Below are 23,632 nucleotides of genomic sequence, written 5' to 3' on the forward strand. Positions count from 1 at the left end.
TGCTTCACCTGCGCTCATGCGCGACAACACCCGTCGGTCTCTGGTCGCAGCTGGATGAAAGACAGGGGTCACGTCACTTCAGGGCTCGTCGCCCGGGAGGCAGCTGACGCCGTCGCCGATGCTTGGAGAAGCCTCTTGGTGGATCAGGTATCGCTCGTCATCGGCTTCGGCATGACCCAGTGGAATCTGGATTTGGATAGTCTCGCTTGGGGCCTCTCGCGAGAACGCGGCAGAACCGCACGACGTCATTCCACCCCGCCGCCCTTGAGATTGGAGTCGCCGCTCGGGCGGACAGTCGTTGAAGCTTTCATCGCCCATGGGGCGTTCGATGTGCCGACAAGGACCGATTCGCCGGCCATAGGCGACGCGACCTTGAACGGCCCTTTGGCTCATAGGAGGAACGGCAAATCCGCTCGAGCCTGACGAGGAATGTAGAGATATCGGCGGTGAGCCGCCTGACGCAGGGAACGCCCTGCCGATTTTCTACCGGGTGACCAACGAACCGCGGTTGTGACCCCGTTCTGACCCGTCAGTTTTCCAACCCAGCCACGAGGGCTAAGTCATTGAGAAATGGTGCTGCCGGTGAGGATTGAACTCACGACCTCAGCCTTACCAAGGATGCGCTCTACCACTGAGCTACGGCAGCACTCGACCCGTTCGGGCGAGGTGCGCCTAGAGACGTTCCGGAACACATTGTCAAGCGCTTGTCGTCGCGGCTAGGCAGAAGCGATGGCGGATCACGACGAACGGGCGCAGCGGCTCGCCGCGCAATTGCGTGCCAACCTCCACCGGCGCAAGGCGCAGGCGCGCGCCGCCGCCGCGGACGATCCGCCGCGCGAGCCGCCCGCGGCGCCTGCCAGACCCGATTAACCCGCGGCGATCGGCGCGCATTTCGCGGCGAGCCAGTCGCGCGTCGCGGGGTCGAGCGCGGGGCGGATCCGTGCCAGCACGTCGCGATGATAGGCGTCGAGCCAGTCGCGCTCGGCCGGGGTGAGCAGCGTCGCGTCGATCAGCCCGCGCTCGATCGGCGCGAAGGTCAGCGTCTCGAAGCCGAGCATCGCGCGATCGGGATCGCCGCCCGCCACCGCCACCGGCACGGTGAGCAGCAGATTCTCGATGCGGATGCCGTAGGCGCCCGGCTTGTAATAACCCGGCTCGTTCGACAGCATCATGCCGGCGCGCAGCGGCTCGAGCGATGCGCCGCCGGGATAATTGGGCGCGGCGATCCGCTGCGGCCCCTCGTGCACCGACAGGAAGCTGCCGACGCCGTGGCCGGTGCCATGGCCGAAATCGAGCCCCGCCTCCCACAGCGGCCGCCGTGCGAAGCCGTCGATCTGCGCGCCGCAGGTGCCGTCCGGGAAGATCGCGGTGGCGATGGCGATATGGCCCTTGAGCACGCGGGTGAAGCGGTCGCGCATCTCGTCGGTCGGCGCGCCGACCGGGATGACGCGGGTCACGTCGGTGGTGCCGTCGCGATACTGGCCGCCCGAATCGATCAGGAACAGCTCGCCCGCGCGGATCGGCGCGTTCGATTCGGGCGTGACGTGGTAATGCGGGCTCGCGCCATGCGCGCCGGTCGCCGAGATGGTGTCGAACGAGGAGTCGAGCAGGCAGCCGGTCTCCTCGCGGAAGGCGAGCAATTTGGCGGCGGCGGAGAGTTCGGTCTCGCCACCCGCGGCACAGGCGTCCTCAGCCCAGCGCAGGAAGCGGGTCAGCGCCGCCCCGTCGCGGATCGAGGCGGCGCGATGGCCGGCGATCTCGACCGGGTTCTTGCGCGCCTTGGCGAGGACGACCGGGTCGCGCAGCGCCAGCACGGTCGCGCCGCCCTGGTCGAGCGCGGCGAAGATCGCCGCCACCGCCCGGTCCGGGTCGGCGGCGACGCGGCGACCCTGGAAGCCGCCGAGCGCTGCGGCGAAGGCGGCGCGGTCGTGGACGCGCACCGCATTGCCGAGGTGCTGGCGCACCGCATCGTCGAGCTTGTCCGGGGCGACGAACAGGTCGGTGGTGCCGTCGCGCGCGACGATCGCATAGGCGAGCGCGACCGGCGTATGCGCGACGTCGCCGCCGCGGACGTTGAGCGCCCAGGCGATCGAATCGAGCGCGGTCAGCACCACCGCATCGGCGCGCTGGCTCGCCAGCCAGTCGGCGATGCCGGCGCGCTTGGCGGCGGAGGATTCACCCGCATAGGCATCGGCATGGACGGTGACCGGCGCGGGCGAGGGGGCGGGGCGGTCGTGCCAGACGCGATCGATCGGATTGGCGTCGACCGCGACCAGCGTCGCACCGCGATCGGCGAGCGCCGCCGCCGTCTCGGCGACGAAGCCGCGCGTGTGCAGCCAGGGATCGTAGCCGATACGCTGGCCCTCGCGCACCGCCCCGGCGAGCCAGCCGGCGATGCTCGTCTCGGGCACGCCGACATACTCCCAATGCGCGCCGTCGACCTGCTCGCGGACCTGCAGCGTGTAGCGGCCGTCGGTGAAGATCGCCGCGCGATCGGCGAGCACCACCGCGCTGCCCGCCGAGCCGCCGAAACCGGTCAGCCAGCCGAGCCGCTGCGCATAGCCGCCGACATATTCGCTCATATGCTCGTCGGTCAGCGGCACGATGAAGCCGTCGAGGCGCTGGCGGGCGAGTTCGTCGCGCAGCGCGGCGAGGCGGGCGGAGGTGTCGGTCATCGGATATTCCGTCGCTGGGGGATCGTCGCGGGTCAGGCGGTGCGTTCGGGCACCGCGGCGGCATCGGCGGCGATCGCCTGCGCCGGGGCCACCGCCTCCCATGGGAAGACGAACCAGTCCTTGGTCTGCTCCCGGTCGATCGTGCGCGCGGCATAATCGACCCGCTCGGCGGAGCGGACATTGTCGATCAGCGTCGCGAAGCGCACCCGTTCCGGCACCGCGCCAGCCGCGGCGAGTGTGGCGCGGATCTGCGCGATCGTGCCGCCGGTATCGTTGATATCGTCGACGAACAGCAGCCGCGCGCCGTCGCGCGTCCGTTCGGCAAGGCGGGCGAGCGGGGCGGCGGCGAACGCCTCGACCTGGCTCGAATAATCGACCGACAGCGTCGGCAGCCCGAGCGCGTGGCTGAGATAGACCGCGGGGACGAGTCCGCCGCGGCCGATGCCGATCAGATGATCGGGCGCCCAGCCGCCGTCGCGGATCGCCGTGGCGAGAATGTGCACCGCGGCGACGAACGCGTCGTTCGGGATCGACGTATAGACCGGCATCAGCGCCCCGCCTCGGGCGAGGGCCGGCCGCACGGATGATAAGCGAACGGGATCATCCGCCTATCATCGTGCGATCGGCCCCGCGGGGCAAGGCGCGCCGACTCAGATCGCGGCGAGCGCCTGATCGAAATCGGCGATCAGATCGTCGGCATCCTCGACGCCGATCGAGATGCGGACCAGATTGTCGGTGATCCCCAGCGCCGCCTTGCGCGCCTCGGGCACCGACAGATGCGTCATCGCCGCCGGATGGCTGGCCAGCGTCTCCGTCCCGCCGAGCGACACGGCGAGCTTGGCGATGCGCAGCGCGTCGAGGAAGCGGAACGCCTCCGCCTCGCCGCCCTTGACGAGCAGCGAGAAGGTCGAGCCCGCGCCGGTGCAATGGCGGCGATAGATGTCCGCCTGCCGCTCCATCCCCGGCGTGTCGGGCAGGAAGCCGAGATAGCCGACGCGCTCGACCTTGGGGTGATCCCGCAGGAAGGCGCAGACCTTGACCGCATTCTCGCCGGCGCGGCTCATCCGCAATTCCAGCGTCTCGAGGCTGCGCAGCAGCATCCACGCGGTATGCGGGTCGCAGATCGTACCGATCGTGTTGCGCATCGCACGGATCGTGTTGATGTGCGCCTTGCTGCCGAGCACCCCGCCGGCGACGAGGTCGCTGTGGCCGCCGGCATATTTGGTCAGGCTGTAGACGACGATGTCGGCGCCGTGGCGCAGCGGCTGCTGCCAGAGCGGGCCGAGGAAGGTGTTGTCGATCGCGATCGGCGGCTTCTCGTCGGCATCGGCGAAGATCGCGTCGCGGCTTGCCGCCACCGCCTCGATATCGACCAGCGCGTTGGTCGGATTGGCGGGGCTTTCGAGATAGATCAGCGCGACGTTGCCGGTCCGCGCCTCGGTCAGCACCGCGTCGATCTCCTCACGGCTCGCGCCGGCGGGGAAGTCGAGCCATTTCACCCCGAATTTGCCGAGGATGCGGCCGATCAGCGTCTCGGTCGCGGCGTAGAGCGGGCCCGAATGAACGATCGTGTCGCCCGGCTTGGTCATCGCCAGGAACAGGGTGGCGATCGCCGACATGCCGCTCGAGAAGGCGAGCGCATCCTCCGCTTCTTCCCAGATGCCGAGCCGGTCCTCGAGGATCTCCTGATTGGGGCCGTTAAAGCGCGAGTAGACGAGCCCGTCGGCGCCGCCCGGCCGCTTGCCGGTGACGCCCTCGAAATGGCGCTTGCCTGCCGCCGCATTGGGGAAGACGAAGGTCGAGGTGAGGAAGATCGGCGGTTTGAGCGCGCCTTCGGACAGCGCCGGGTCGAAGCCGTGGCCCATCATCATCGTCGCGGGCTTGAGCTTGCGATCGCCGATCTTCTCGACGCCGATATCGCTCGCGGCCGGGCTCTGGGTGCTGCCGGCGCCGGTCAGTTCTGCTTCGTCGGGCATGGTCTTCTCCTTGATGGAGAGGAGCATAGCCGCGGATCGTAACGGATGACACCAGTTTGCGATTGGCGGCGGCGAGGGGCTGGCGGTGCCATCCCTGCTCCGGGCAACCTTACCCCACCCCGATGACGCTGAGCTGACGCCCGTAATCCGCCTCGCCGCGATGCGTCGCGCGGCGGAAGCTGTAGAAGCGGTCGGCGTCGGCATAGGTGTCGAGCCCCATTGCCTCGATCCGCGACACCCCCGCCGTGGCGAGCCGGTGCGCGACATAGGCTTCGAGGTCGAACTGGTAACGGCCAGCGCGCCCGTCGGTGAAGAAGCGCTCGTTGGCAGCATCGGCCGCGGTGAAGGTGGCGAGGAAGCCGGCGTCGACCTCGTAGGAGGCGCGGGCGATGCACGGGCCGATCGCGGCGACGATCTGCTCGCGCCGCGCGCCGAGCCGCTCCATCGCGGCGAGCGTCGCATCGGTGACGCCGCCGATCGCGCCCTTCCAGCCGGCATGCGCGGCGGCGACGACGCCGGCGGTGCGATCGGCGAACAGCACCGGCGCGCAATCGGCGGTGAGGATGCCGAGCAGCAGCCCCGGTCGATCGGTGACCAGCGCATCGGCGCGCGGCCGCGCCTCGTCGGCATAGGGCGCGTCGACGATCACCGCCTCGGCGGAATGGATCTGGTAAAGCCCGACCAGCGCCGCACCTGGCAGCACCGCGGCGCCGGCGCGGCGGCGGTTCTCGGCGATCGCGGCGGGATCATCGGCCGAGCCGAGGCCGCAGTTGAGCCCGGCGACGAGGCCGGCCGACACGCCGCCGCGCCGGCCGAGGAATCCGTGCGGCACGTCGCCGAGACGCGCGGCACGGATCACCTGGATATCCGGCCCGTCGGTCCCGTCGGTCATCTCGCTCACAACGCCAGCCGCATCAGATCGTCCTCGTCGCGATGATGGCCGACCATGAAGTCGTACCGCCCGATCCGTTCGAAGCCATAGCGTTCGTAGAAGCGACGCGCGCGCGCATTGTCGACATAGACCGACAGGAACAGCTCGCCCGCGCCGCGTGCCCGCGCGGTGACGATCACCCAGTCCATCATCCGCGCGGCAAGGCCGCTGCCCTGCGCCGCCGCGCGGAGGTACAATTGGCGCAGCTCGATCATCGCGCCGGCCGGCTCGACCGGCAGCGACTGCGGCCCCAGCTTGGCGAAGCCGAGCGCCGCGCCGTCGCGTTCGGCGAGCAGGAAGGCGAAGGCGGGATCGGCCAGCTCGCTGCGCCAGCGTTCGATCGTCAGCCCGTCGAGGAAGCTGGCGAGATCGGCGGGGGCGTAGAGCGGACCGAAGGTCGCGGTGAAGCAATCCGCCATCAGCGTCGCGATCGTCTCCGCATCGGCGACATCGGGGGTGCGCAGCATCACCGTCATGCGCCGAACGCCGCCGGGGTCGGCCAGTCGCGGTGCGTCACCGCCAGCGCCTTGAACAGGGTTCCCATCTCGCCCATCAGCCGCGCCCGGTCGGCGACGATCGCCTGTCCCCGTTCCGGCGCATGGCGGGCAAGCGCGGTGGCGCGGCCGTCGATGCCGAGCTGACCAAGCAGGTCGCGCTGCGTCACCGGCCCCCAGGCGACCGCACCCGCCGCCTGCGCCGCCGCGGCGAGCGTGGTGAAATCGACGTGCGCCGACAGATCGACCTCGCCGGGCGTCTCGAACGGATTGGCGAAGCCGTGGCCGCGCACCGCCTGCAACGTCTCGCCGAGCAGCGGGCCTTCGTGGCCATAGTCGATCGCGAGCAGCGCGCCGCCCTGCGCGGTGAGGCGGGTCGCAAGCGCCTGCATCACCGTGACGCTCGCCGGCGAGATCTCCAGCATCGATCCGGCCGGCGCGTCGCGCAGCGGCTCGGGCAGCACGGCGATCGGCACCGGCTTGCCCGCGATCGGCAGGAACAGCGTGTCCTGGCAGGCGACGAGCCGTTCGTGCCAGCCCTCGCCGCGGCGGACGAGCTGGCGGATCGGCAGCGCGTCGAAGAATTCGTTGGCGACGACGATCAGCGCGCGGTCGTCGGGCACGGTGTCGACGCCGTCATGCCAGTGCGCGGCGGGGACGCGCTCGGCCTGCGCGGCGCGGAGCAGCGGGCTCGTCTCGACGAAATGCACGTCGGGGGTCAGCCCCGCCTTGGCCATCGCGCGCAATGCGTCGGCAGCGAGCGTGCCGCGGCCCGGCCCGAGCTCGACCCAGGCGACCTCGGGGCGTCCGGCGCGATCCCACAGATCGGCGCACCACAGGCCGATCAGCTCGCCGAACATCTGGCTGATCTCGGGCGCGGTGATGAAGTCGCCGCTCGTGCCGAACGGATCGCGGGTGGCGTAATAATGCGCATTCGCCGCCGCCATGAACTGCGACACCGGGATCGGCCCGCCCAGCGTGATGGCGCGCGCGAGACGATCGGGAAGGGAGGCTTCGGTCACGCGCCGGGGGATGCCGCCATGGGTCGCAGCGCGCAAGGGGCGTATGCTGCGCCCCGAGCCCTTGGCCGATCATTCGACCTCATTTCATCATCCCGGCGCAGGCCGCGATGATGAAAGGGACGGCGGGATGACGAGCGAAACCCTTCCTAGGCCACGCTCTCCGTCCCCGCGATCGGCTCCACCCGCGTGCGTCGGCCGGGCGCGGTCAGCACCAGGTAGAGGCCGCCGGCGATCATCGGCAGGCACAGCCACTGGCCCATGTGGATGCCGGTTGCCTCGACCCACGATCCGCGGAACTGCGCATCGGGTTCGCGGAAGAATTCGACGATGAAGCGCGCGATGCCGTAGCCGAGCACGAACAGGCCGACGAGCTTGCCCGGCTGATAGCGCGCCTTGGTCCGCCAGAAGGCGAACCACAGGATCGCGAACAGCACGATTCCCTCCAGCCCCGCCTCGTAGAGCTGGCTGGGGTGGCGCGCCGGCTCGGGCACGTCGAACGGCACGGTGCGCTCGAACACGATCGCCCAGGGCACGTCGGCGGGCTTGCCCCACAATTCGCCGTTCACGAAATTGGCGAGCCGGCCGAAGAACAGCCCGAACGGCACGACGCAGGCGATGTAATCGTGCACCCGCAGCCAGTCGAGCTTGTGCTTGCGCGCGAACAGGATGATCCCGATCGACGTGCCGATCACGCCGCCGTGGAAGCTCATGCCGCCGTCCCACAGCCGCAGGATGCGGATCGGGTGGAGGATCATCTCGGGCGCGTAGAACAGCACATAGCCGATCCGCCCGCCGAGGATGATGCCGAGCGTCGTATAGAAGACGAGATCGTCGGCATGCCGCCGCGCCATCGGCGCACCCGGCTGGGCGAGCAGCTTCAGCAGATACCACCAGCCGACCAGGATGCCGGCGATATAGGCGAGGCTGTACCAGCGCAGCGTGAAGAAGCCGATCGAGAAGACGTCCGGGTGCAGCCCCAGATCGGCGAAACGGATATGGCCGCCCGCGGCCGGCAGGGCAGCGGGAACGGCGGCGGCGAGCGACGGCAGGATCAAGGCTTTCCCCCAGGGTTTGCCGCCTGCATAGTGGCGCAAAGGCACAAGACCAAGCGGAGAGAGATATGAGGACGCTGCTCGACGAGCGTATGGACGCGACCATCGCCGCGCTGACCGGGCCGGGGGCGATGCTGCCGCTGACCACCGTCGAGCGGGGCGGCCGCAGCTATCCGATGATCGCCGCCGCGCCGCCCGCTCTGCCGGCCTATTATGCGCATTATTGTCAGGAACATGCCGACAAGACCTTCCTCGTGTCCGGGCCCGAGCGGCTGACCTTCGCCGAGGTGTATGCGCTCGCCGCGGCGGCGGCGCGGGCGCTGGTCGCGGGCCATCGCATCGCACGCGGCGACCGTGTCGGCATCGCGATGCGCAACTCGCCGAGCTGGATCGCGCTCTACATGGCGATCACCATGGCGGGCGGCGTCGCGACCTTGCTCAACGGCTGGTGGCAGGCGGAGGAGCTGGTCGCGGCGATCGACGAGGTCGGCTGCGCGCTCGTCTTCGCCGATGCGCCGCGCGCCCGCCGGCTCGATGGCGCGGAGGTGCCGGTGGTGGTGCTCGACGACACGCTGCCGCTCGCCGAGGCGCTGGCGCCGCTGCTCGATCGCGCCGCCGATGCCGCCTTGCCGGCGCTGGCGGGCGAGGATCATGCGACCATCCTGTTCACCTCGGGCTCGACCGGCCGGTCGAAGGGCGCGCTGTGCGATCATCGCGCGGTGGTGCAGGGCGTGTTCAACTATCTTGCCCAGGCGCTGACGATGCTGTCGATCGCCGCGCAGGACGGCAATGCGCCGACCGAACAGCCCTCGACGCTGCTGACGCTGCCGCTGTTCCACGTCACCGCCGAGGTGCCGGTGCTGCTGCAGAGCTTCGCGATGGGCCGCAAGCTGGTGCTGATGCCGAAGTGGGACGCGGGCGAGGCGATGCGGCTGATCGCGGCGGAGCGGATCAGCTATTTCGTCGGCGTGCCGCTGATGAGCTTCGAGATGCTCACCCATCCCGATCGCCACCGCTACGATCTGTCGACCGTCACCGACTTCGCCGCGGGCGGCGCGCCGCGCCCGGTCGAACATGTCCGCCGCATCGCCGAGGAGATGGGGGCGGGGGGCGGCGGCGCGCCGCTGATCGGCTATGGCCTGACCGAGACCAATGCGGTCGGCACGGGCAATTGGCGCGGCAATTATCTCGCCAAGCCGAACAGCGCTGGCCGCGCCTCGCCGCCGCTGGTCGATCTCGCCATCCTCGACGATGCGGGCGCGCCGGTGCCGCAGGGCGCACGCGGCGAGGTGGCGATCCGCTCGATCTGCAACTTCCTCGGCTATTGGAACCAGCCCGAGGCGACCGCCGCCTGCATGACCGCGGACGGCTATTTCCGCACCGGCGACATCGGCTATCTCGATGCCGAGGGCTATCTGTTCATCGTCGACCGCAAGAAGGACATCATCATCCGCGGCGGCGAGAATATCTCCTGCCAGGAGGTCGAGGCGGCGCTCTACGCGCATCCCGGCGTCGCCGAGGCGGCGGTGTTCGGCCTGCCCGATGCGCGCTTCGACGAGGTGCCGGGTGCGGTCGTCCACCCGCGCGACGGCGAGACGCTCGACGCGGGCGCGCTGCAGGCCTTTCTGGGCGAGCATATCGCCGCGTTCAAGGTGCCGGTGCGCATCTGGATCGCCGATGCGCCCCTGCCGCGGCTGGGCACGGAGAAGATCGACAAGGTCGCCCTGCGCGCCACTTATCGGGCGCTGGCGGCGGCCTAGCCGCGCGCGCGGCTCAGTCGGTCAGGCCGTGGATCAGCAGCAGCGCGACGAACGACAGCAGCGCCGCCCAGGCGAAGACCAGCAGCGCCGCGGTCCGCCAGGCGGCGGAGATGCGGCGCAGCGAATAGGCGCCGCGCAGCTGGCGGAACATGTGCAGCGGCGGCAGCGCGAACACCGCGAGCACGATCCACCCGCTCGCCACCCCGGCGACGCCGAGCAGCATCAGCGCGATCACCATCAGCATCATGAAGGCGAGGCTGTAGGTGACGAAGATGGCATGGTCGTACAGCCCGAACCGCCGCCGCCACAGGAACAGCAACGCGACGAACGGCGTCGAGATCGGGATCAGCAGCCAGCTATATTTGTAGGCGCTCGATTGCAGCTTGTAGAGCGCGAGGCCGGGGTTCTTGTCCGCCTTGGCGAGGCCGTGGTCGAGCTTGGCCCAGCCGGTGCGGACCTCGTCGAGGCCGAACCGCCCCTCGCCGTCCGCCGGCGCCTGCGCACGGCGCAGCGCCGTGACCGTCGTGCGCAGCGCGGTGATCTGCGAATCGATCTCCGCCGTCGGCCGGCCCGCGGCGACCAGGCGATCGCGTTCGGCCTGCGCCTTGGTCAGACCGCGCTCCGCCTTGTCGGCACTGCGGGCGATGCCGATCGTCGTCCCGTCCGCGCGATCCGCGGTGACCAGCCCGGCGATGTCGCCGCCGAGCGCGCTGATCGTCGCGAACATCAGGAAGACGGTGAACAGGAACAGCGCGAGCGGCGAGACGAAGCGCGCGCGCTCGCCCGCGACGTAGCGGCGGGTCAGCTCGCCCGGCCGCCACACCAGCATCGGCAGCGTCCGCCAGATCTTGCCTTCGAAATGGAAGACGCCGTGCGCGATCTCATGCCCGATCGCGCCGACGGTGCGATGGACGTGGCCGCTCTGCCCGCAGGCATGGCAATGCGCGCCGATCAGCCGCGTGCCGCAATTGAGGCAGAGGCCGCCGCCGTGCGACGCCTGCGCCTCGCCGGCATGCGGCTCGACCGCGCGCGCGGTGAGCGCACCGGTGATCAGATCCGTGGCTGCTGCGATATCCCCCGACATGGCTTCGACCTAGCAAGAGTGCGATCGTGGCGCGAGAGGGCAGTTGATGGTAACGAACGCCATGGCTGACGCAGACAATCCGACCGAATTGATCGCCGACATGGGCCGCCGCGCGCGAATCGCCGCCGCGGCGCTCGCCCGCCTGCCGACCCTGCGCAAGGCCGCCGGGCTCCAAGCCGCTGCCGCCGCGCTGCGCGAGGCGGCGCCGGCGATCCTCGCCGCCAATGCCCGCGACATGGCGGCGGGCGCGGCGCGTGGCCTGTCGGGCGCGTTGCTCGACCGGTTGCGGCTCGATGCGGCGCGCGTCGCGGCGACGGCGGATGGCGTGGCGGCGGTGGCGGCGCTCGCCGATCCGGTCGGCATGACGATCGATCGCAGCGCGCGCCCCAACGGATTGCAGCTCAGTCGCGTCCGCGTGCCGATCGGCGTGATCGGCATCATCTACGAATCGCGCCCCAACGTTACCGCCGATGCCGCGGCTTTGTGCGTGATGGCGGGCAATGCCGCGATCCTGCGCGGCGGGTCCGAAGCGGCGCACAGCAATCGCGCGATCGCGGCGGCGCTCGCCGCCGGCTTCGCCGCCGCCGGCCTGCCGGGCGATGCGGTGCAACTGGTGCCGACCACCGATCGCGCCGCGGTCGGCGCGATGCTCGCCGCCGAGGGGGCGATCGACCTCGTCGTGCCGCGCGGCGGCAAGAGCCTCGTCGCGCGCGTCCAGGCCGAGGCGCGCGTGCCGGTGCTCGCGCATCTCGACGGCATCAACCACGTCTATGTCGACGCCTCCGCCGATCCGGCGATGGCGCGGGCGATCGTCGTCAACGCCAAGATGCGCCGCACCGGCATCTGCGGCGCGATGGAGACGCTGCTGATCGACCGCGCCTTCGCCGCGCCGGTCGATCTGGTCGAGGCGTTGCAGGAGGCGGGGTGCGAGGTGCGCGGCGATCCGCTCGAGGCCTCGATCGGCGAGATCGTCATACCGGCGGACGCGGCGGACTGGGACACCGAATATCTCGACGCGATAGCCTCGGTTGCCTTGGTCGACGGCGTCGAGGGCGCGATGGCGCATATCGCCCGCCACGGCTCGCACCACACCGACGCGATCGTCGCCGAGGATGCCGCGGTCGCCGAACGCTTCCTTGCCGAGGTCGACAGCGCGATCGTGCTGTGGAACGCCTCGACCCAATTCGCCGACGGCGGCGAGTTCGGCCTGGGCGCTGAGATCGGCATCGCCACCGGCCGCCTCCACGCCCGCGGGCCGGTCGCGCTCGAAGGGCTGACGACCTACAAATGGGTCGGGCGGGGGAGCGGGCAGGTGCGGTCCTGACGACATGTGGTGTCGGTTGAAGCCGAGTATCGGCGGGCGTAGGATAAGGATATGACTGCCGCCGGCTCCATTACCGCTCCGCTCGACACAGCAACGCTGGCGCTGGTGGAGGATCTCGCTCGCGCCCGCGGCATCAGCGGTCCGCAATTCGCCGCCGATGCGATCCGCCGGGCTACCCAGGATGCCGTCGATTGGCGCGCCTTCGTGCAGGAAGGGATCGATTGCGTCGAACGCGGCGAGGTCCATACGCAGGAAGAAGTGGAAGCCTGGTTCGAGGCTCGCGTGGCGGCTCGCCAGCGACAGTGAGGCGCGCGATCTGGGCGCGCCGGGCGCTGGATGATCTCGCCGGCATCGACGACTTTTACGCGCAGGACGATCCCGCCCATGCCGATCATGTCGGCCGCGCTGCGGTGCGGGCCGCCCGTTTCCTTGCCGAGCATCCATACGCCGGGCCCCGGATGGAAGACGACAAGCGCAAGTGGCGTGTCCCCGGAACCTATTATCTCTTGCTCTACCGCGTCGTGCCGGCAGGTGTGGAGATTCTCCGCGTCCATCACGGGCGCGAAAACGGGATGATCTCTTGACCCCCACCGGCATCCTCGGCGGCTCGTTCAATCCGGCGCATCGCGGGCATCGGGCGATCACGCTGGCGGCGATTCGCGCGCTCGACCTCGACGAATGCTGGTGGCTGGTGTCCCCGGGCAACCCGTTGAAGGACGGGGTGAGCGACATGGCGCCGCTGGCGATCCGCCTCGCCTCGGCGAAGGCGCAGGCGCGCCGCGCGCCGATCCGCGCGACCGATATCGAGGCGCGGCTGCACACCCGCTACACCCGCGATACGCTGCGCAAGCTGCAGCGGCGCTATCCCAGGCGCGAGTTCATCTGGCTGATGGGCGCGGATAACCTGGCGCAATTCCATCGCTGGCGCGGCTGGCGCGAGATCGCGCGTACGATGCCGATTGCGGTGATCGCGCGTCCGGGGTATGAACATCAGGCCCGGGCGAGCGTCGCCATGGGTTGGCTGCGGCGCTTCCAACGGCCCGCAAGCCACGCGAAGCTTTGGACGACGTGGAGATTGCCGGCACTCGTGCTGTTGCGCTTCCGCCCCGACCCGACTTCCGCCACCGCGGCCCGAGCGGCCGATCCCGACTGGCACCGGCGCCATCCGGCCCAGCAACCCAGGAGTCCCCTTGGCGACTAACCCCCATGCCGTGCGTCCCGCCGATCCCGCCGAAGTCGAGGCGCTGCATCGGCTGATCATGGCGTCGCTCGAAGACGACCAGGCCGAGGAAGTGATCACCATCCCGCTCGCCGGCAAGTCGACGATCGCCGATCATATGATCATCGCCAGCGGCCGGTCGACGCGTCAGGTCGCCTCGATGGCGAACAAGCTCGCCGAGAAGATCAAGGCCGAGTGCAAGCGCACCGTGCGGATCGAAGGCCTGCAGACCGCCGACTGGGTGCTGATCGACGCCAATGACGTGATCGTCCACCTGTTCCGGCCGGAGGTGCGCACCTTCTACAATCTGGAGCGGATGTGGCAGTTCGGCGATACCGTCTCGTCGTCGCTCAAGCCGCTGCCCGCCGCCGCGCCAGAGGCCTGACATTCTGCTGCATATCGTCGCGCGCGGCCGGATCGGCCGCTCGCCCGAGGCCGATCTGGTGGCGCGATATGTCAAGCGGATCGGCTGGCCGATGCGGATCACCGAGCTGCCCGATACCGGCGGCAAGCTGCCCGCGCTGGAGGCGCAGACGATCCGCGTCCTGCTCGACGAGAAGGGCGAGGTGCTCGGCTCGCTCGATTTCGCGCGCCGGCTGGAACGCTGGCGCGACACCGGCACGCGCGAGGTGCGCTTCCTGATCGGCGCGGCGGACGGTTTCGGCGACGCCGAGCGCGCCGAGGCCGATCTGCTGCTGTCGTTCGGGCGGGCGACCTGGCCGCATCTGCTCGCCCGCGCGATGCTCGCCGAGCAACTGTTCCGGGCGACGTCGATCCTCGCCGGGCATCCCTATCACCGGGAGGGGTGAGTGGGGGTGACCGGCCCCTCACGTCGCCGCCGCGCGCTGTTCGTGGCGGCGCTCGCCGCGTTGAGCCTGCCCGCCGCGGGGCAGAGCCTCGCCGATCAGCGGCAGCGACTCGCCGCCGCCAAGCGCGATGCGGCGCAGGCCGTCCGGCGCGCGGCCGATCTCGCGCGGGACGCCGCCGCCGAACGCGATGCGGCCGACAAGGCGCGCGCCGAGGAAGCGGCGCTCGCCGCGCGGGTCACGGCGGCCGAGGCCGAACTGGTCGCCGCGCGCGCGCGGCAGGCGATCGTCGCGCGACTGCTCACCGATCAGCAGGCGCGGCTCGCGGCGCAGCAGGCGCCGGTCGCGCGGCTGCTCGCCGCCCTGTCGTCGCTCGCGCGCCGGCCGACCCTGGTCGCCGTCGCGCAGCCGGGTTCGATCGCCGATCTCGTCCACGTCCGCGCCGTGCTCGGCGGGGCGCTGCCGGTGGTGCGGGCGCGGACGCAGGGCGTGCAGCAGGCGATCGGCGCGACCCGGGCATTGCAGGGCGATGCGGCGCTGGCCGCGGCGGCGCTGCGCCAGGGGCGCGCGCGGCTGGAGGCGGATCGCACCGCGCTCGACCGGCTCGCCGCGGCGCACCGCCAGCGCAGCGAGACGCTCGGCCGCAGCGCCTTGAGCGAGTCGGATCGCGCGCTGGCGCTCGGCGAACGGGCGCGCGACCTCGTCGACTCGCTCGGCGCGGGCGATGCGGCGCGTGTCACCGCCGCCGATCTCGCCGCGCTGCCCGGGCCGGTGCCGCGTCCGCTCGCGCCGGGCAGCGTCGCGCCGGTACGGATGCACGGCGTCTATCGGCTGCCGGTCCGCGGCCGGCTGGTCACCGGGCTCGACGAAGTGTCCGACGCCGGCGTCCGCGCGCGCGGCCTGACCTTCGCGGTCGCCGACGATGCCGCGGTGATCGCACCGGCCGCCGGCGTCGTCCGCTATGCGCGCCGCTTCCGCGGCTATGGCGATATCGTCATCATCGATCACGGCGACGGCTGGACCAGCCTCGTCACCGGACTCGGCCTGCTCGCGGTGCGGGCGGGTCAGCGGCTCGCCGCCGGCGCCCCGCTCGGCCGCGCCGCCCCCGGCGAACCCGCGCGCATCACCGTCGAGCTGCGCCGCCGCGGCCGGCCGATGGACATCGCCGCGCTGCTCGGCTGAGCCGGCGAAGGTCAGCGTTCGTTCAGCCGCGCTCTGCTTTGCTCCCGCCGGAGATTGCGGCTAAACGGACGCGGTCTCTTCCGCCTTCAGGATGTTCGATGGCTCGTCCGCTACCGCTACTTACCGCGACCGCCCTGCTTGGCTCGCTGTGCCTCATTCCGCTCGCGACACAGGCGATGGCCGCGGTCGATACCGATACCTATCGCGAATTCGACCAATTCCTCGACGTCTTCAACCGCATCAAGTCGGACTATGTCGACAAGGTCGACGACCAGAAGCTGATCAAGGGCGCGATCCAGGGCATGCTCGCCAGCCTCGATCCGCATTCGAGCTATGTCGACGCGCTCGATTACGACAATCTGCGCATCCAGACCGAGGGCAATTACGGCGGCCTCGGCCTCACCGTCCAGATGGAGGACGGCGCGGTCAAGGTGGTGGCGCCGCAGGAGGACACGCCCGCCTATCGCGCCGGCGTCAAGTCGGGCGACTATATCACCCATATCGACGGCAAGCTGATCTACGGCGAGACGCTGGACGAGGCGGTCGCGCTGATGCGTGGCAAGCCGGGCAGCAAGGTCAGCCTTACTCTGGTGCGTCCCGGTCAGGACAAGCCGGTCGAGGTGACGATGAACCGCGAGGTCATCACCCAGAAGCCGGTGAAATGGGAGGTGCGCGGCGACGTCGGCTACGTCAACATCAACACCTTCTCGGAAAGCACCGGGGCCGATACGCGCGCGGCGATCATGGCGATCGACAAGAGCCTCGGCCATCGTCCGCTCGGCTATGTCGTCGATCTGCGCGACAATGGCGGCGGGCTGCTGACCCAGGCGATCGCGGTGAGCGACGCCTTCCTCGACCATGGCGAGATCGTCTCGCAGCGCGGCCGCGAGAAGACCGACATCGAGCGGTACTTCGCCAAGCCCGGTGACGACGCGCATGGCCTGCCGGTGGTGGTGCTGACCAACCCCGGCACCGCCTCCGCCTCGGAGATCGTCGCCGGCGCGTTGCAGGATCATCACCGCGCGCTGGTGATGGGCGAGCGCAGCTTCGGCAAGGGGTCGGTGCAGACGCTGCTCCAGCTCGGCCCGCAGACCGCGCTGCGCCTCACCACCGCGCGCTACTACACCCCGTCCGGACGGAGCGTGCAGGAGGGCGGGATCGAGCCGGACATCAAGGTGCCGCAGCTCAGCGATCCCGACTTCAAGTCGCGTCCGGTGTTCCGCGAGGCGGACCTGCGCCGCCACCTGATCAACGAGGTCAAGGCCGACAACAAGATCCTCGAGGAGGATACCAAGGAGGATCCGCGCTTCGCGGTGACCGCCGATCAGCTCAAGAAGCAGGGGATCGACGATTTCCAGCTCTATTATGCGCTGAAGACGGTGGCGCGGCTCGGCGGCCCGGCGCAGGTCGCCGCGGCGACCCGGCCCAAGCTGCCGGTGCCCGCGGCGACGCCCGCCGCCAAGGCGAAGTGATCGGGCGATGACCGGCACCGCGCGTCTCGCCCGCTGGATCGCCCTGCTGCTGCCCGCGGCGCTGCTCGCCGGCGCCTGGGGATCGCAGCTCATCGGCCATCTCTACCCGTGCGAGATGTGCCATTGGCAGCGCTGGCCGCATTATGCGGCGCTGGTCGTCGCGCTGCTCGCCTTCCTGCTGCCGGCACCGCGGCTGGCGCGGACGCTGGTGGTGATCGCGGCGCTGCTGATCGCGGTGTCGGGCGCGATCGGCGTCGCGCATGCCGGTGTCGAATATCATTGGTGGAACGGCTTCACCGCCTGCACCCAGACGGTCGACCTGCGCGGGCTCGGACCCGATGCGCGGCTGGCGGCGTTGATGAAGGCGCCGGTGGTCCGCTGCGACGTCGCGCAATGGACGTTCGCGGGCATTTCGCTCGCCGGGTTCAATGCGATCCTGTCGCTCGGCGGCGCGGCGGTGATCCTGTGGCTGATGAGGAAAGCGCGATGACTGCCGACACTGCGACCCTGCCGCCGCCCCGCTGGCGCCCCGGCGACCGGCGCGAGCCGACCGAGGCGATGATCCGCGTCGATCAGGCGGGCGAGTTCGGCGCGATCCGCATCTATGCGGGGCAACTCGCCGTGCTCGGCGACCGCCATCCCGCCAGCCGCGCGATCCATCATATGGCGAGCCAGGAGGAGAGGCACCGTGCCTTCTTCGACGACCTGATCGTCAAGCGCGGCGTGCGGCCGACGCTGTTCCAGCCGTTCTGGGACAAGGCGGGCTTCGCGCTTGGCGCGATCACCGCGGCGATCGGTCCCAATGCCGCCATGGCCTGCACCGCTGCGGTCGAGACCGAGATCGACAAACATTACCAGCAGCAGATCGACGACCTCGGGTCGAGCGAACCCGAATTGTCCGCCGCGATCCTCGAATTCCAGGCCGAGGAGCTCGAACATCGCGATCATGCGCTCGCCAACGGTGCCGAAAACGCCGTCGCCTATCCGGTGCTGAGCGGATTGATCCGGCTCGGCTGCAAGGTGGCGATCGCCGCGGCGAAGCGGATTTGAGAGGAGCATCCATGCGTATCATCGTCGCCATCGCGGTGCTGACGAGCGCCATGCCGGCGCTGGCGCAACAGGCCAGGCCCGGCGCAGCGCAGGTGACCCAGACCCCCGCCGGCCCCGGCACCGCCAAGCCGGTGGTGATCGCGACGCCGGGCGAGGTCGCCAAGCGCGCCCCGGTCAACGGCGTGCTGGTGCTCTACGGCAACGAACGCTGCCCGACCAACAATGACGGCGCGGAAATCGTGGTCTGCGAACGGCGCAGCGCGCGTGAGCAATATCGCGTGCCCAAGGAACTGCGCGAATTCCAGGTGACGCCGCAGAACGAAAGCTGGGCGGCGCGCGCGCAGGGGACGCTCGACGCGGGCGTCGGCGCCAACAGCACCGGCAGCTGCTCGACCGTCGGCGCCGGCGGCCAGACCGGCTGCTTCCTGCAAAGCGCCCGCGCCGCGCGCAAGGAGAATCAGGCGCGCAAGGCGGAAGAGGCACGGCTGCCCTGACGCGGCACGTCGTCGCGTGATCGACCACCCGCCCTCGACCATTACCGCCGGGGCCGTTTATGGTTACGGGCATGCCACGGCACCCGACGCCGCCATCTGAACGGCGAGCGACGGGTCGGCGGGCGTGTTGAGGGGCGACGATGACGATCACGACTGAACCGGCGCGACGCGCGATGCGCCCCGTCCGCATCCTGCTGTTCGCGCTGGTCTGGTTCAGCTGCGCCTGGTTCGGCTCGTGGGAGCTCAACCCGAATAACGCGACGCGGTTGTTCGCGGCGATCAGCCTGGTCGAGGACGGCGACGCGACGATCGATGAATTCGCCGCGCTCACCATCGACAAGGCGAGCTTCGCCGGTCACGCCTATCTCGACAAGGCGCCGGGGATGACGCTGGCCGCGCTGCCCGCGGTGTGGATCGCCGATGCCGTCACCGGCACGCGCGCCGCCGATTTCGGTGCCGTCCCCGGCGGACCGGGGTTCGAAACCTATCTGCGCTTGCGCACCCGCATCGCGGTCGCGATCGGGCCGGCGGTGCTGACCGCGCTCGCCGCGGTGCTGCTGTTCGACCTCGGCATGGGGCTGACCGGCAGCGCCGCCGCCGGACTGTTCGCGGCGCTCGGCTATGCGCTCGGCACACCGATATGGGGCTGGTCGACCACGCTGCTCGGCCATGCCGTCGTCGCCGATTGCTATGGGGTGGCCTTCTGGGCGATCTGGCGCGGCAGCGGCGGGCGAAGCGGCACGCGGCGATATGCCGCGATCGCCGGGGCGGCGCTCGGCTGGGCGGTGGTGGTCGAGCATCAGGCGGTGCTCGCCGCGGTGCCGATCGGGCTGTGGGCGCTGTGGCAGCTGCGCGACCGTGCCGACCGGCTGCGGCTCGCCGGCATCGCCGTGGCGGCGGGGATCGTCGCGCTGTTGCCGCTCGCCGCGTATAATATCATCGCCTTCGGCACGCCGTTCCGCGTCGGCTATTCGGGCGTGGTCGGCTGGGAAGGGATGCATCAGGGATTGTTCGGGCTGGGCTGGCCGCGGCTGACGGTGATGCGCGCGGTGCTGTTCAGCTTCCAGCTCGGGCTCGTCTGGGTCGCGCCGGTGCTGCTGCTCGCGCCGCTCGGCCTCGTCGCCTGGCTGCGGCGGCCGGAGCGGCGCGCTCTGGCGATCACCGCGATCGCGACGGCGCTGATCGTGCTGCTGGTCAATGCCGCCTATGTGTACTGGGACGGCGGCAACACCACCGGCCCGCGCTTCCTGATCCCGGCGGTGGCGCCGCTCGCGCTCGGGCTGGCGGCGGAATGGTGGCGGGCGGGGGGACGCGGCGAGCGGCTGGCGATGACGCTGCTGCTGACGCTGTCGATCGCGGTCAATGCAATGATCGCCGCGGCCGAAATCTATACGCCGCCGCTCGTCACCTTCCCGGTCGGGCAGTGGGTCGCCGTCGCCTTTGCGCGCGGGCTGCTGCGGACGGTGCCGAGCGAATGGTTCGGCTGGAGTCCATGGGCCGGGTTCGCGCTGTGGGCGGTGCTGGCGGTGCCGGCGCTGGCGTGGCTGGCGCGCCGCGTCAGCCGTGCCGCTTGAGCCCGCGCACCCGGTGCCAGATGTAGAAGGCGACCAGCGCGATCACGACGATACCGATCAGCAGGTCGGCGCGATGGAACGCCGCCTTGACGCGCGGATCGCTGTTCCACTTGTCGCCCAGCGTCATCCCGACCCAGGCGAGGCCGAAGCACCACGGCCATGAGCCGAGGAAGGTGTAGACGTGGAACGGCAGCAGCCGCATCCGGGCGACGCCGGCGGGGAAGGCGATGAAGCTGCGGATCACCGGCAGCAGCCGGCCGACCAGCACCGCCATGCTGCCCCAGCGCGCGAAGAAGCGGTCGGCGGCGTCGAGCTCGCCCGGCCCGATCAGCACATAGCGGCCCCATCGCTCCGCCATCGGTCGCCCGCCGCGCTTGCCGACCTCATAGCCGACGATCGAGCCGATGTTGCAGCCGATCGCGCCCGCGGTGGCGGCGAGGATCAGGTCGAACCGTCCGGTCGAAACCAGATAGCCCGCGAACGGCATGATTATCTCCGACGGCAGCGGGATGCACGCGCTTTCGATCGCCATCAGCACGGCGATGCCGACATAGCCGCCGCTCGAGATCACCCAGATGGTGAAGGTGGCGAGAACGCCCAGGATCTTTTCGAACATGGGTCCGGGGCTTGGCGGATCAGGGCGGCCAAGGGAAGGGGGAACCGGCGGGGCGACTCGCGCGCTCGTCCCGCCATGACCGATTTGACCCTGAACGACGGCCGCAGCATCCCGCAACTCGGGCTCGGCACCTGGAAGCTTCCCGATCCGCAGGCGCCGCTCGCGGTCCGCAAGGCGCTCGACCTCGGCTACCGGCTGATCGACACGGCGGCGATTTATGGCAACGAACGCGGCGTCGGCGAGGGCGTGCAGGGCAGCGACGCCTTCGTCACCACCAAATTGTGGAACGACCGGCAGGGCGATCCCGGAGCGGCGCTCGACGAAAGCCTCGCGCTGCTCGGGCTCGACGCGGTCGACCTCTATCTGATCCACTGGCCCTCGCCGGCGCAGGACCTTTATATCGATGCGTGGAAGGCGCTGATCGCGTTGCGCGATGCGGGCAAGACGCGCTCGATCGGCGTGTCCAACTTCCTGCCCGAGCATCTCGACGCGATCATCGCCGCGACCGGCGTCACCCCCGTGCTCAACCAGATCGAGCTGCACCCGCGCCACCAGCGCCGCGATCTCGTCGCCTATCATCAGGCGCATGATATCGTGACGCAGGCGTGGAGCCCGCTCGGCCAGGGCGGCGCGCTGCTGCGCGAGGCGGAGATCGTCCGCATCGCCGAAGCGCATGCGCGATCGGCGGCGCAGGTGGTGCTCGCCTGGCACCTCGCGCACGGCTTTTCGGTCATCCCCAAGGCGGCGGATAACGACCATATGAGCGACAATTACGCCGCGCTCGACCTGACGCTGAGCGCCGACGAGATGGCGGCGATCGACGCGCTCGAAGCCGGCGAGCGATTGGGACCCGACCCGCTCGACATGTGATCCGATCCGCCCCGGTACGGGGAGGTGGCAGCGCGCGGCGCCGACGCGTGGCGGCCTGCCTCCCGTACCGCAGGGGGGCTTATCCGCCCACCGCCGCCTTCGCCAGTTTGAGATCCTCGACGAACCGCGCGAACTCCGCCTCCTTCTGCGCCGGATCGGGCAGGCGGAGCAGATAGCTCGGGTGGACCGTGATCCACGCCTCGCCGCCGTCGGGCAGACGCAGCGCACGGCCGCGCTCCTTTCCGATCGTCACCGTGCGGCCGAGCAGCGAGCGCGCCGCCGTCGCGCCGAGCGCCACCGTCACCTGCGGGCGGACGAGCATCTGCTCCTGTTCGATCCACCAGCGGCAGGCCTCGATCTCGCCGGTGTCGGGCTTGGCGTGGATGCGCCGCTTGCCGCGCGCCTCGAACTTGAAATGCTTGACCGCGTTGGTGACATAGACCTGCCCGCGGTCGATCGCCGCGGCGGCGATGGCGCGGTTGAACACCTGTCCCGCCGGGCCGACGAACGGGGTGCCGGCAAGGTCCTCCTGATCGCCCGGCTGTTCGCCGACGAACATCATCGCCGCATCGACCGGCCCTTCGCCGAACACCGTTTGCGTCGCGTGTTTGTAGAGGTGGCAGCGCGTGCACGCCGCCGCCTCGTCGCGCAGCGCCGCCCAGGCCGCCGCGACATTGTCGCCGATCGTCGGCGCCTCGCGCGATTGGCTGATCATCCCGCTCTCCCGTGCCTGCGCCCCGGCGATCAGCTGGCCGACCAGCGCCGTTTCGGGCATGTTCTTCCAATATTTGCGCGGCATCTCCTTGAGCATCGCGCCGACCTTGACGCGCGCCGGGTTGAAGATGCTGGCGTAATAGGTCTTCCACACCTCTTCGGTCGGATCGCCGTCGGGCGCGTCGCCTTTCGCCGCACCGGGACCTTCGGAGAGCATCGCGCCGTCCCAGTGCAGCGAGAGCTCGGGCGTCAGGATCGACCAGCGCATGCTGGCGAAGCGGTTGACGAAGAAGGCGGCGTTGGCACGGACGATATGATGCTCGGGCTCGAACCAGGCGACGTAGCGGCTGGCGCCGTCATCGTCGGCGACTTCGCGGAAGCGCAGGAAGGCGCGCATCTTGTGGATATCGCGACGGACGTTCTTGGCCAGCACCTCCAGCCGGCGGACCAGCGGGTCGGCATGATCCTCGATCAGCTTGGGCTCGCGGCGCAGACGGTGCAGCGCGGTATAGAGCAGGGCGAACCGCTCGGGCTCCGCCGCCATGACGACGCTGCGCGCGAGGTCGAGGAAGGCGCGCGGTACCGACAGCGTGCCCGGCACCGGCGGCGGCACCGTCGTGTCCGCGGTGGTGGCGAACAGGTCGGCGGGCGCGGCACCGACCTGCCAGACGACGTCGTCGGGCGGGACGTCCGCCGCGGCGAAGCCCCGCGCCGCGTCGCGCCACGCATCGAAATCGTCGGGCGCGGACAGCGTCGCGAGGCGCATGCGGCGCGTCAGTCCCGCTCGTCGCCGCCCGGCGGGTTGGACTTGGCGATCTCCAGTTCCTCGGGCTTGCGCTCTTCGTAGATCGTCGCGAGCTCCTCCTCGGTCGAATCGTCGAGTTCCTCGGCGGCGGCGGGGAACATCTCTTCCTCTTCCTCGGTGATGTGATGCTCATAGCGGCGGCGCATGTGGAAGAACTTCTCGCTCCACGCATCCGAGCCGAAGTCCTCGTCGGCCATCTCGCCGAGCAGGTCGTCGACCTCCTTGTGCTCGCTCACCGAATGGCGCGCATCGTCGCGCAATTCGGGATCGCGCAGCATCGTCGCGTAGAGCGATTCCTCCTCGGCGGCGGCGTGGCTCTGCACCTCGAGGCGGAACGCCTCGAACAGCCGCTGACGCTCCTCGCCCGCGCCCTGCATCTCGGCGAGCTGCTTCAGCATGTCGCGTTGCTTGTCGTGATCGCGTTTGAGGTCCGCGTAAATCTGCGCCAGCGCCATCGTCCGTCTCCTTCGCGGCGACCAACCGGCGAGGCGACGGAGCGTTTCACCTGTGAA

Annotated in this window: 26 protein-coding genes and 1 tRNA gene; 15 read left to right on the top strand and 12 right to left on the bottom strand. The window is 70.2% G+C overall.

Annotation, left to right across the window (positions count from 1 at the left end):
* Positions 1-571: 571 nt before the first annotated feature.
* Positions 572-646: transfer RNA gene (locus tag V8201_RS13445), tRNA-Thr, on the bottom strand.
* Positions 647-729: 83 nt separating this feature from the next.
* Here V8201_RS13445 and V8201_RS13450 point away from each other — a divergent pair.
* Complete coding sequence (locus tag V8201_RS13450; RefSeq protein WP_200870457.1) at positions 730-870, top strand: hypothetical protein; 141 nt, start codon at positions 730-732, stop codon at positions 868-870.
* On the opposite strand, the gene V8201_RS13455 is transcribed toward V8201_RS13450, so the two are convergent.
* The 7 genes from V8201_RS13455 to lgt all read right to left on the bottom strand — a co-directional run bounded on the left by V8201_RS13455 (position 867) and on the right by lgt (position 8,153).
* The gene (locus tag V8201_RS13455) at positions 867-2,675 is read right to left on the bottom strand and encodes an aminopeptidase P family protein (protein WP_336545610.1); all 1,809 of its coding nucleotides are present in this window, start codon (positions 2,673-2,675) and stop codon (positions 867-869) included. The two genes, V8201_RS13450 and V8201_RS13455, sit on opposite strands and share 4 nt — an antisense overlap.
* Before the next feature lie 32 nt (positions 2,676-2,707).
* Entirely contained in the window at positions 2,708-3,223 is a 516-nt protein-coding gene (locus tag V8201_RS13460) for a phosphoribosyltransferase (RefSeq protein ID WP_037535881.1), read from the bottom strand.
* Between the two features lie 102 nt (positions 3,224-3,325).
* Positions 3,326-4,651, bottom strand: a complete 1,326-nt coding sequence (locus V8201_RS13465) for a cystathionine gamma-synthase family protein (protein ID WP_336545611.1) — start codon at positions 4,649-4,651, stop codon at positions 3,326-3,328.
* 109 nt (positions 4,652-4,760) lie between these two features.
* A complete protein-coding gene (gene pgeF, locus V8201_RS13470; RefSeq protein WP_336545612.1) occupies positions 4,761-5,543 on the bottom strand; it encodes a peptidoglycan editing factor PgeF in 783 nt (260 codons plus the stop codon).
* Positions 5,544-5,548: 5 nt separating this feature from the next.
* Positions 5,549-6,058 carry a GNAT family N-acetyltransferase gene (locus tag V8201_RS13475; protein WP_081793170.1) on the bottom strand — a complete coding sequence of 170 codons (510 nt, stop codon included), beginning with the start codon at positions 6,056-6,058 and terminating at the stop codon, positions 5,549-5,551.
* Complete coding sequence (locus V8201_RS13480) at positions 6,055-7,134, bottom strand: class I SAM-dependent methyltransferase (RefSeq protein WP_373276485.1); 1,080 nt, start codon at positions 7,132-7,134, stop codon at positions 6,055-6,057. Before V8201_RS13480 ends, V8201_RS13475 begins: the two co-directional genes overlap by 4 nt.
* 110 nt (positions 7,135-7,244) lie before the next feature.
* Positions 7,245-8,153, bottom strand: coding sequence for a prolipoprotein diacylglyceryl transferase (gene lgt / locus V8201_RS13485; protein ID WP_336545613.1), 909 nt, complete (start codon positions 8,151-8,153; stop codon positions 7,245-7,247).
* 65 nt (positions 8,154-8,218) lie between these two features.
* On the opposite strand from lgt, the gene V8201_RS13490 reads away from it, so the two are divergent.
* Complete coding sequence (locus tag V8201_RS13490) at positions 8,219-9,910, top strand: class I adenylate-forming enzyme family protein (protein ID WP_336545614.1); 1,692 nt, start codon at positions 8,219-8,221, stop codon at positions 9,908-9,910.
* Positions 9,911-9,923: 13 nt separating this feature from the next.
* Here the strand turns inward: V8201_RS13490 and V8201_RS13495 are convergent, their stop codons facing one another.
* Positions 9,924-10,994 carry a DUF3667 domain-containing protein gene (locus V8201_RS13495; protein WP_336545615.1) on the bottom strand — a complete coding sequence of 357 codons (1,071 nt, stop codon included), beginning with the start codon at positions 10,992-10,994 and terminating at the stop codon, positions 9,924-9,926.
* Positions 10,995-11,055: 61 nt separating this feature from the next.
* On the opposite strand from V8201_RS13495, the gene V8201_RS13500 reads away from it, so the two are divergent.
* From V8201_RS13500 to V8201_RS13555, 12 genes are all read left to right on the top strand, one after another.
* Complete coding sequence (locus V8201_RS13500) at positions 11,056-12,318, top strand: glutamate-5-semialdehyde dehydrogenase (protein ID WP_336545616.1); 1,263 nt, start codon at positions 11,056-11,058, stop codon at positions 12,316-12,318.
* Between the two features lie 51 nt (positions 12,319-12,369).
* Positions 12,370-12,624, top strand: coding sequence for a hypothetical protein (locus V8201_RS13505; RefSeq protein WP_037535870.1), 255 nt, complete (start codon positions 12,370-12,372; stop codon positions 12,622-12,624).
* Entirely contained in the window at positions 12,621-12,902 is a 282-nt protein-coding gene (locus tag V8201_RS13510) for a type II toxin-antitoxin system RelE/ParE family toxin (protein WP_336545617.1), read from the top strand. Before V8201_RS13505 ends, V8201_RS13510 begins: the two co-directional genes overlap by 4 nt.
* Positions 12,899-13,519, top strand: a complete 621-nt coding sequence (locus V8201_RS13515; protein ID WP_336545618.1) for a nicotinate-nucleotide adenylyltransferase — start codon at positions 12,899-12,901, stop codon at positions 13,517-13,519. Before V8201_RS13510 ends, V8201_RS13515 begins: the two co-directional genes overlap by 4 nt.
* Positions 13,509-13,922 (top strand): ribosome silencing factor, encoded by a 414-nt coding sequence (gene rsfS / locus V8201_RS13520; RefSeq protein ID WP_505572740.1) that lies wholly within the window; start codon positions 13,509-13,511, stop codon positions 13,920-13,922. Before V8201_RS13515 ends, rsfS begins: the two co-directional genes overlap by 11 nt.
* A 1-nt stretch (position 13,923) precedes the next feature.
* Positions 13,924-14,346 carry a 23S rRNA (pseudouridine(1915)-N(3))-methyltransferase RlmH gene (locus tag V8201_RS13525; protein ID WP_037535866.1) on the top strand — a complete coding sequence of 141 codons (423 nt, stop codon included), beginning with the start codon at positions 13,924-13,926 and terminating at the stop codon, positions 14,344-14,346.
* A 6-nt stretch (positions 14,347-14,352) separates the two neighbouring features.
* Positions 14,353-15,525, top strand: coding sequence for a murein hydrolase activator EnvC family protein (locus tag V8201_RS13530; RefSeq protein ID WP_336545619.1), 1,173 nt, complete (start codon positions 14,353-14,355; stop codon positions 15,523-15,525).
* A gap of 98 nt (positions 15,526-15,623) precedes the next feature.
* Positions 15,624-16,997, top strand: coding sequence for a S41 family peptidase (locus V8201_RS13535; RefSeq protein ID WP_336545620.1), 1,374 nt, complete (start codon positions 15,624-15,626; stop codon positions 16,995-16,997).
* Between the two features lie 7 nt (positions 16,998-17,004).
* Positions 17,005-17,487 (top strand): disulfide bond formation protein B, encoded by a 483-nt coding sequence (locus V8201_RS13540; protein WP_336545621.1) that lies wholly within the window; start codon positions 17,005-17,007, stop codon positions 17,485-17,487.
* Positions 17,484-18,047 carry a demethoxyubiquinone hydroxylase family protein gene (locus V8201_RS13545; protein ID WP_336545622.1) on the top strand — a complete coding sequence of 188 codons (564 nt, stop codon included), beginning with the start codon at positions 17,484-17,486 and terminating at the stop codon, positions 18,045-18,047. The genes V8201_RS13540 and V8201_RS13545 overlap by 4 nt, the downstream gene beginning before the upstream one ends.
* Before the next feature lie 11 nt (positions 18,048-18,058).
* Positions 18,059-18,541, top strand: coding sequence for a hypothetical protein (locus tag V8201_RS13550; protein ID WP_037535862.1), 483 nt, complete (start codon positions 18,059-18,061; stop codon positions 18,539-18,541).
* Positions 18,542-18,681: 140 nt separating this feature from the next.
* Positions 18,682-20,115 (top strand): hypothetical protein, encoded by a 1,434-nt coding sequence (locus tag V8201_RS13555; RefSeq protein ID WP_336545623.1) that lies wholly within the window; start codon positions 18,682-18,684, stop codon positions 20,113-20,115.
* Here the strand turns inward: V8201_RS13555 and V8201_RS13560 are convergent.
* Positions 20,099-20,731, bottom strand: coding sequence for a DedA family protein (locus tag V8201_RS13560; protein WP_037535859.1), 633 nt, complete (start codon positions 20,729-20,731; stop codon positions 20,099-20,101). The genes V8201_RS13555 and V8201_RS13560 overlap by 17 nt on opposite strands.
* A gap of 75 nt (positions 20,732-20,806) precedes the next feature.
* Here V8201_RS13560 and V8201_RS13565 point away from each other — a divergent pair, with 75 nt between their 5' ends.
* Entirely contained in the window at positions 20,807-21,601 is a 795-nt protein-coding gene (locus V8201_RS13565) for an aldo/keto reductase (RefSeq protein WP_037535857.1), read from the top strand.
* A gap of 79 nt (positions 21,602-21,680) precedes the next feature.
* Here the strand turns inward: V8201_RS13565 and V8201_RS13570 are convergent, their stop codons facing one another.
* Together V8201_RS13570 and V8201_RS13575 are read right to left on the bottom strand one after the other, a co-directional pair.
* Positions 21,681-23,081 carry a UdgX family uracil-DNA binding protein gene (locus V8201_RS13570; RefSeq protein WP_336545624.1) on the bottom strand — a complete coding sequence of 467 codons (1,401 nt, stop codon included), beginning with the start codon at positions 23,079-23,081 and terminating at the stop codon, positions 21,681-21,683.
* 8 nt (positions 23,082-23,089) lie between these two features.
* Positions 23,090-23,575: a hemerythrin domain-containing protein gene (locus V8201_RS13575; protein ID WP_336545625.1), complete on the bottom strand. Its 486-nt coding sequence runs from the start codon at positions 23,573-23,575 to the stop codon at positions 23,090-23,092.
* Between the last annotated feature and the right edge of the window lie 57 nt (positions 23,576-23,632).

The organism is Sphingomonas kyungheensis, from assembly GCF_037120395.1.
Classification (GTDB): Bacteria; Pseudomonadota; Alphaproteobacteria; order Sphingomonadales; family Sphingomonadaceae; genus Sphingomonas; species Sphingomonas kyungheensis.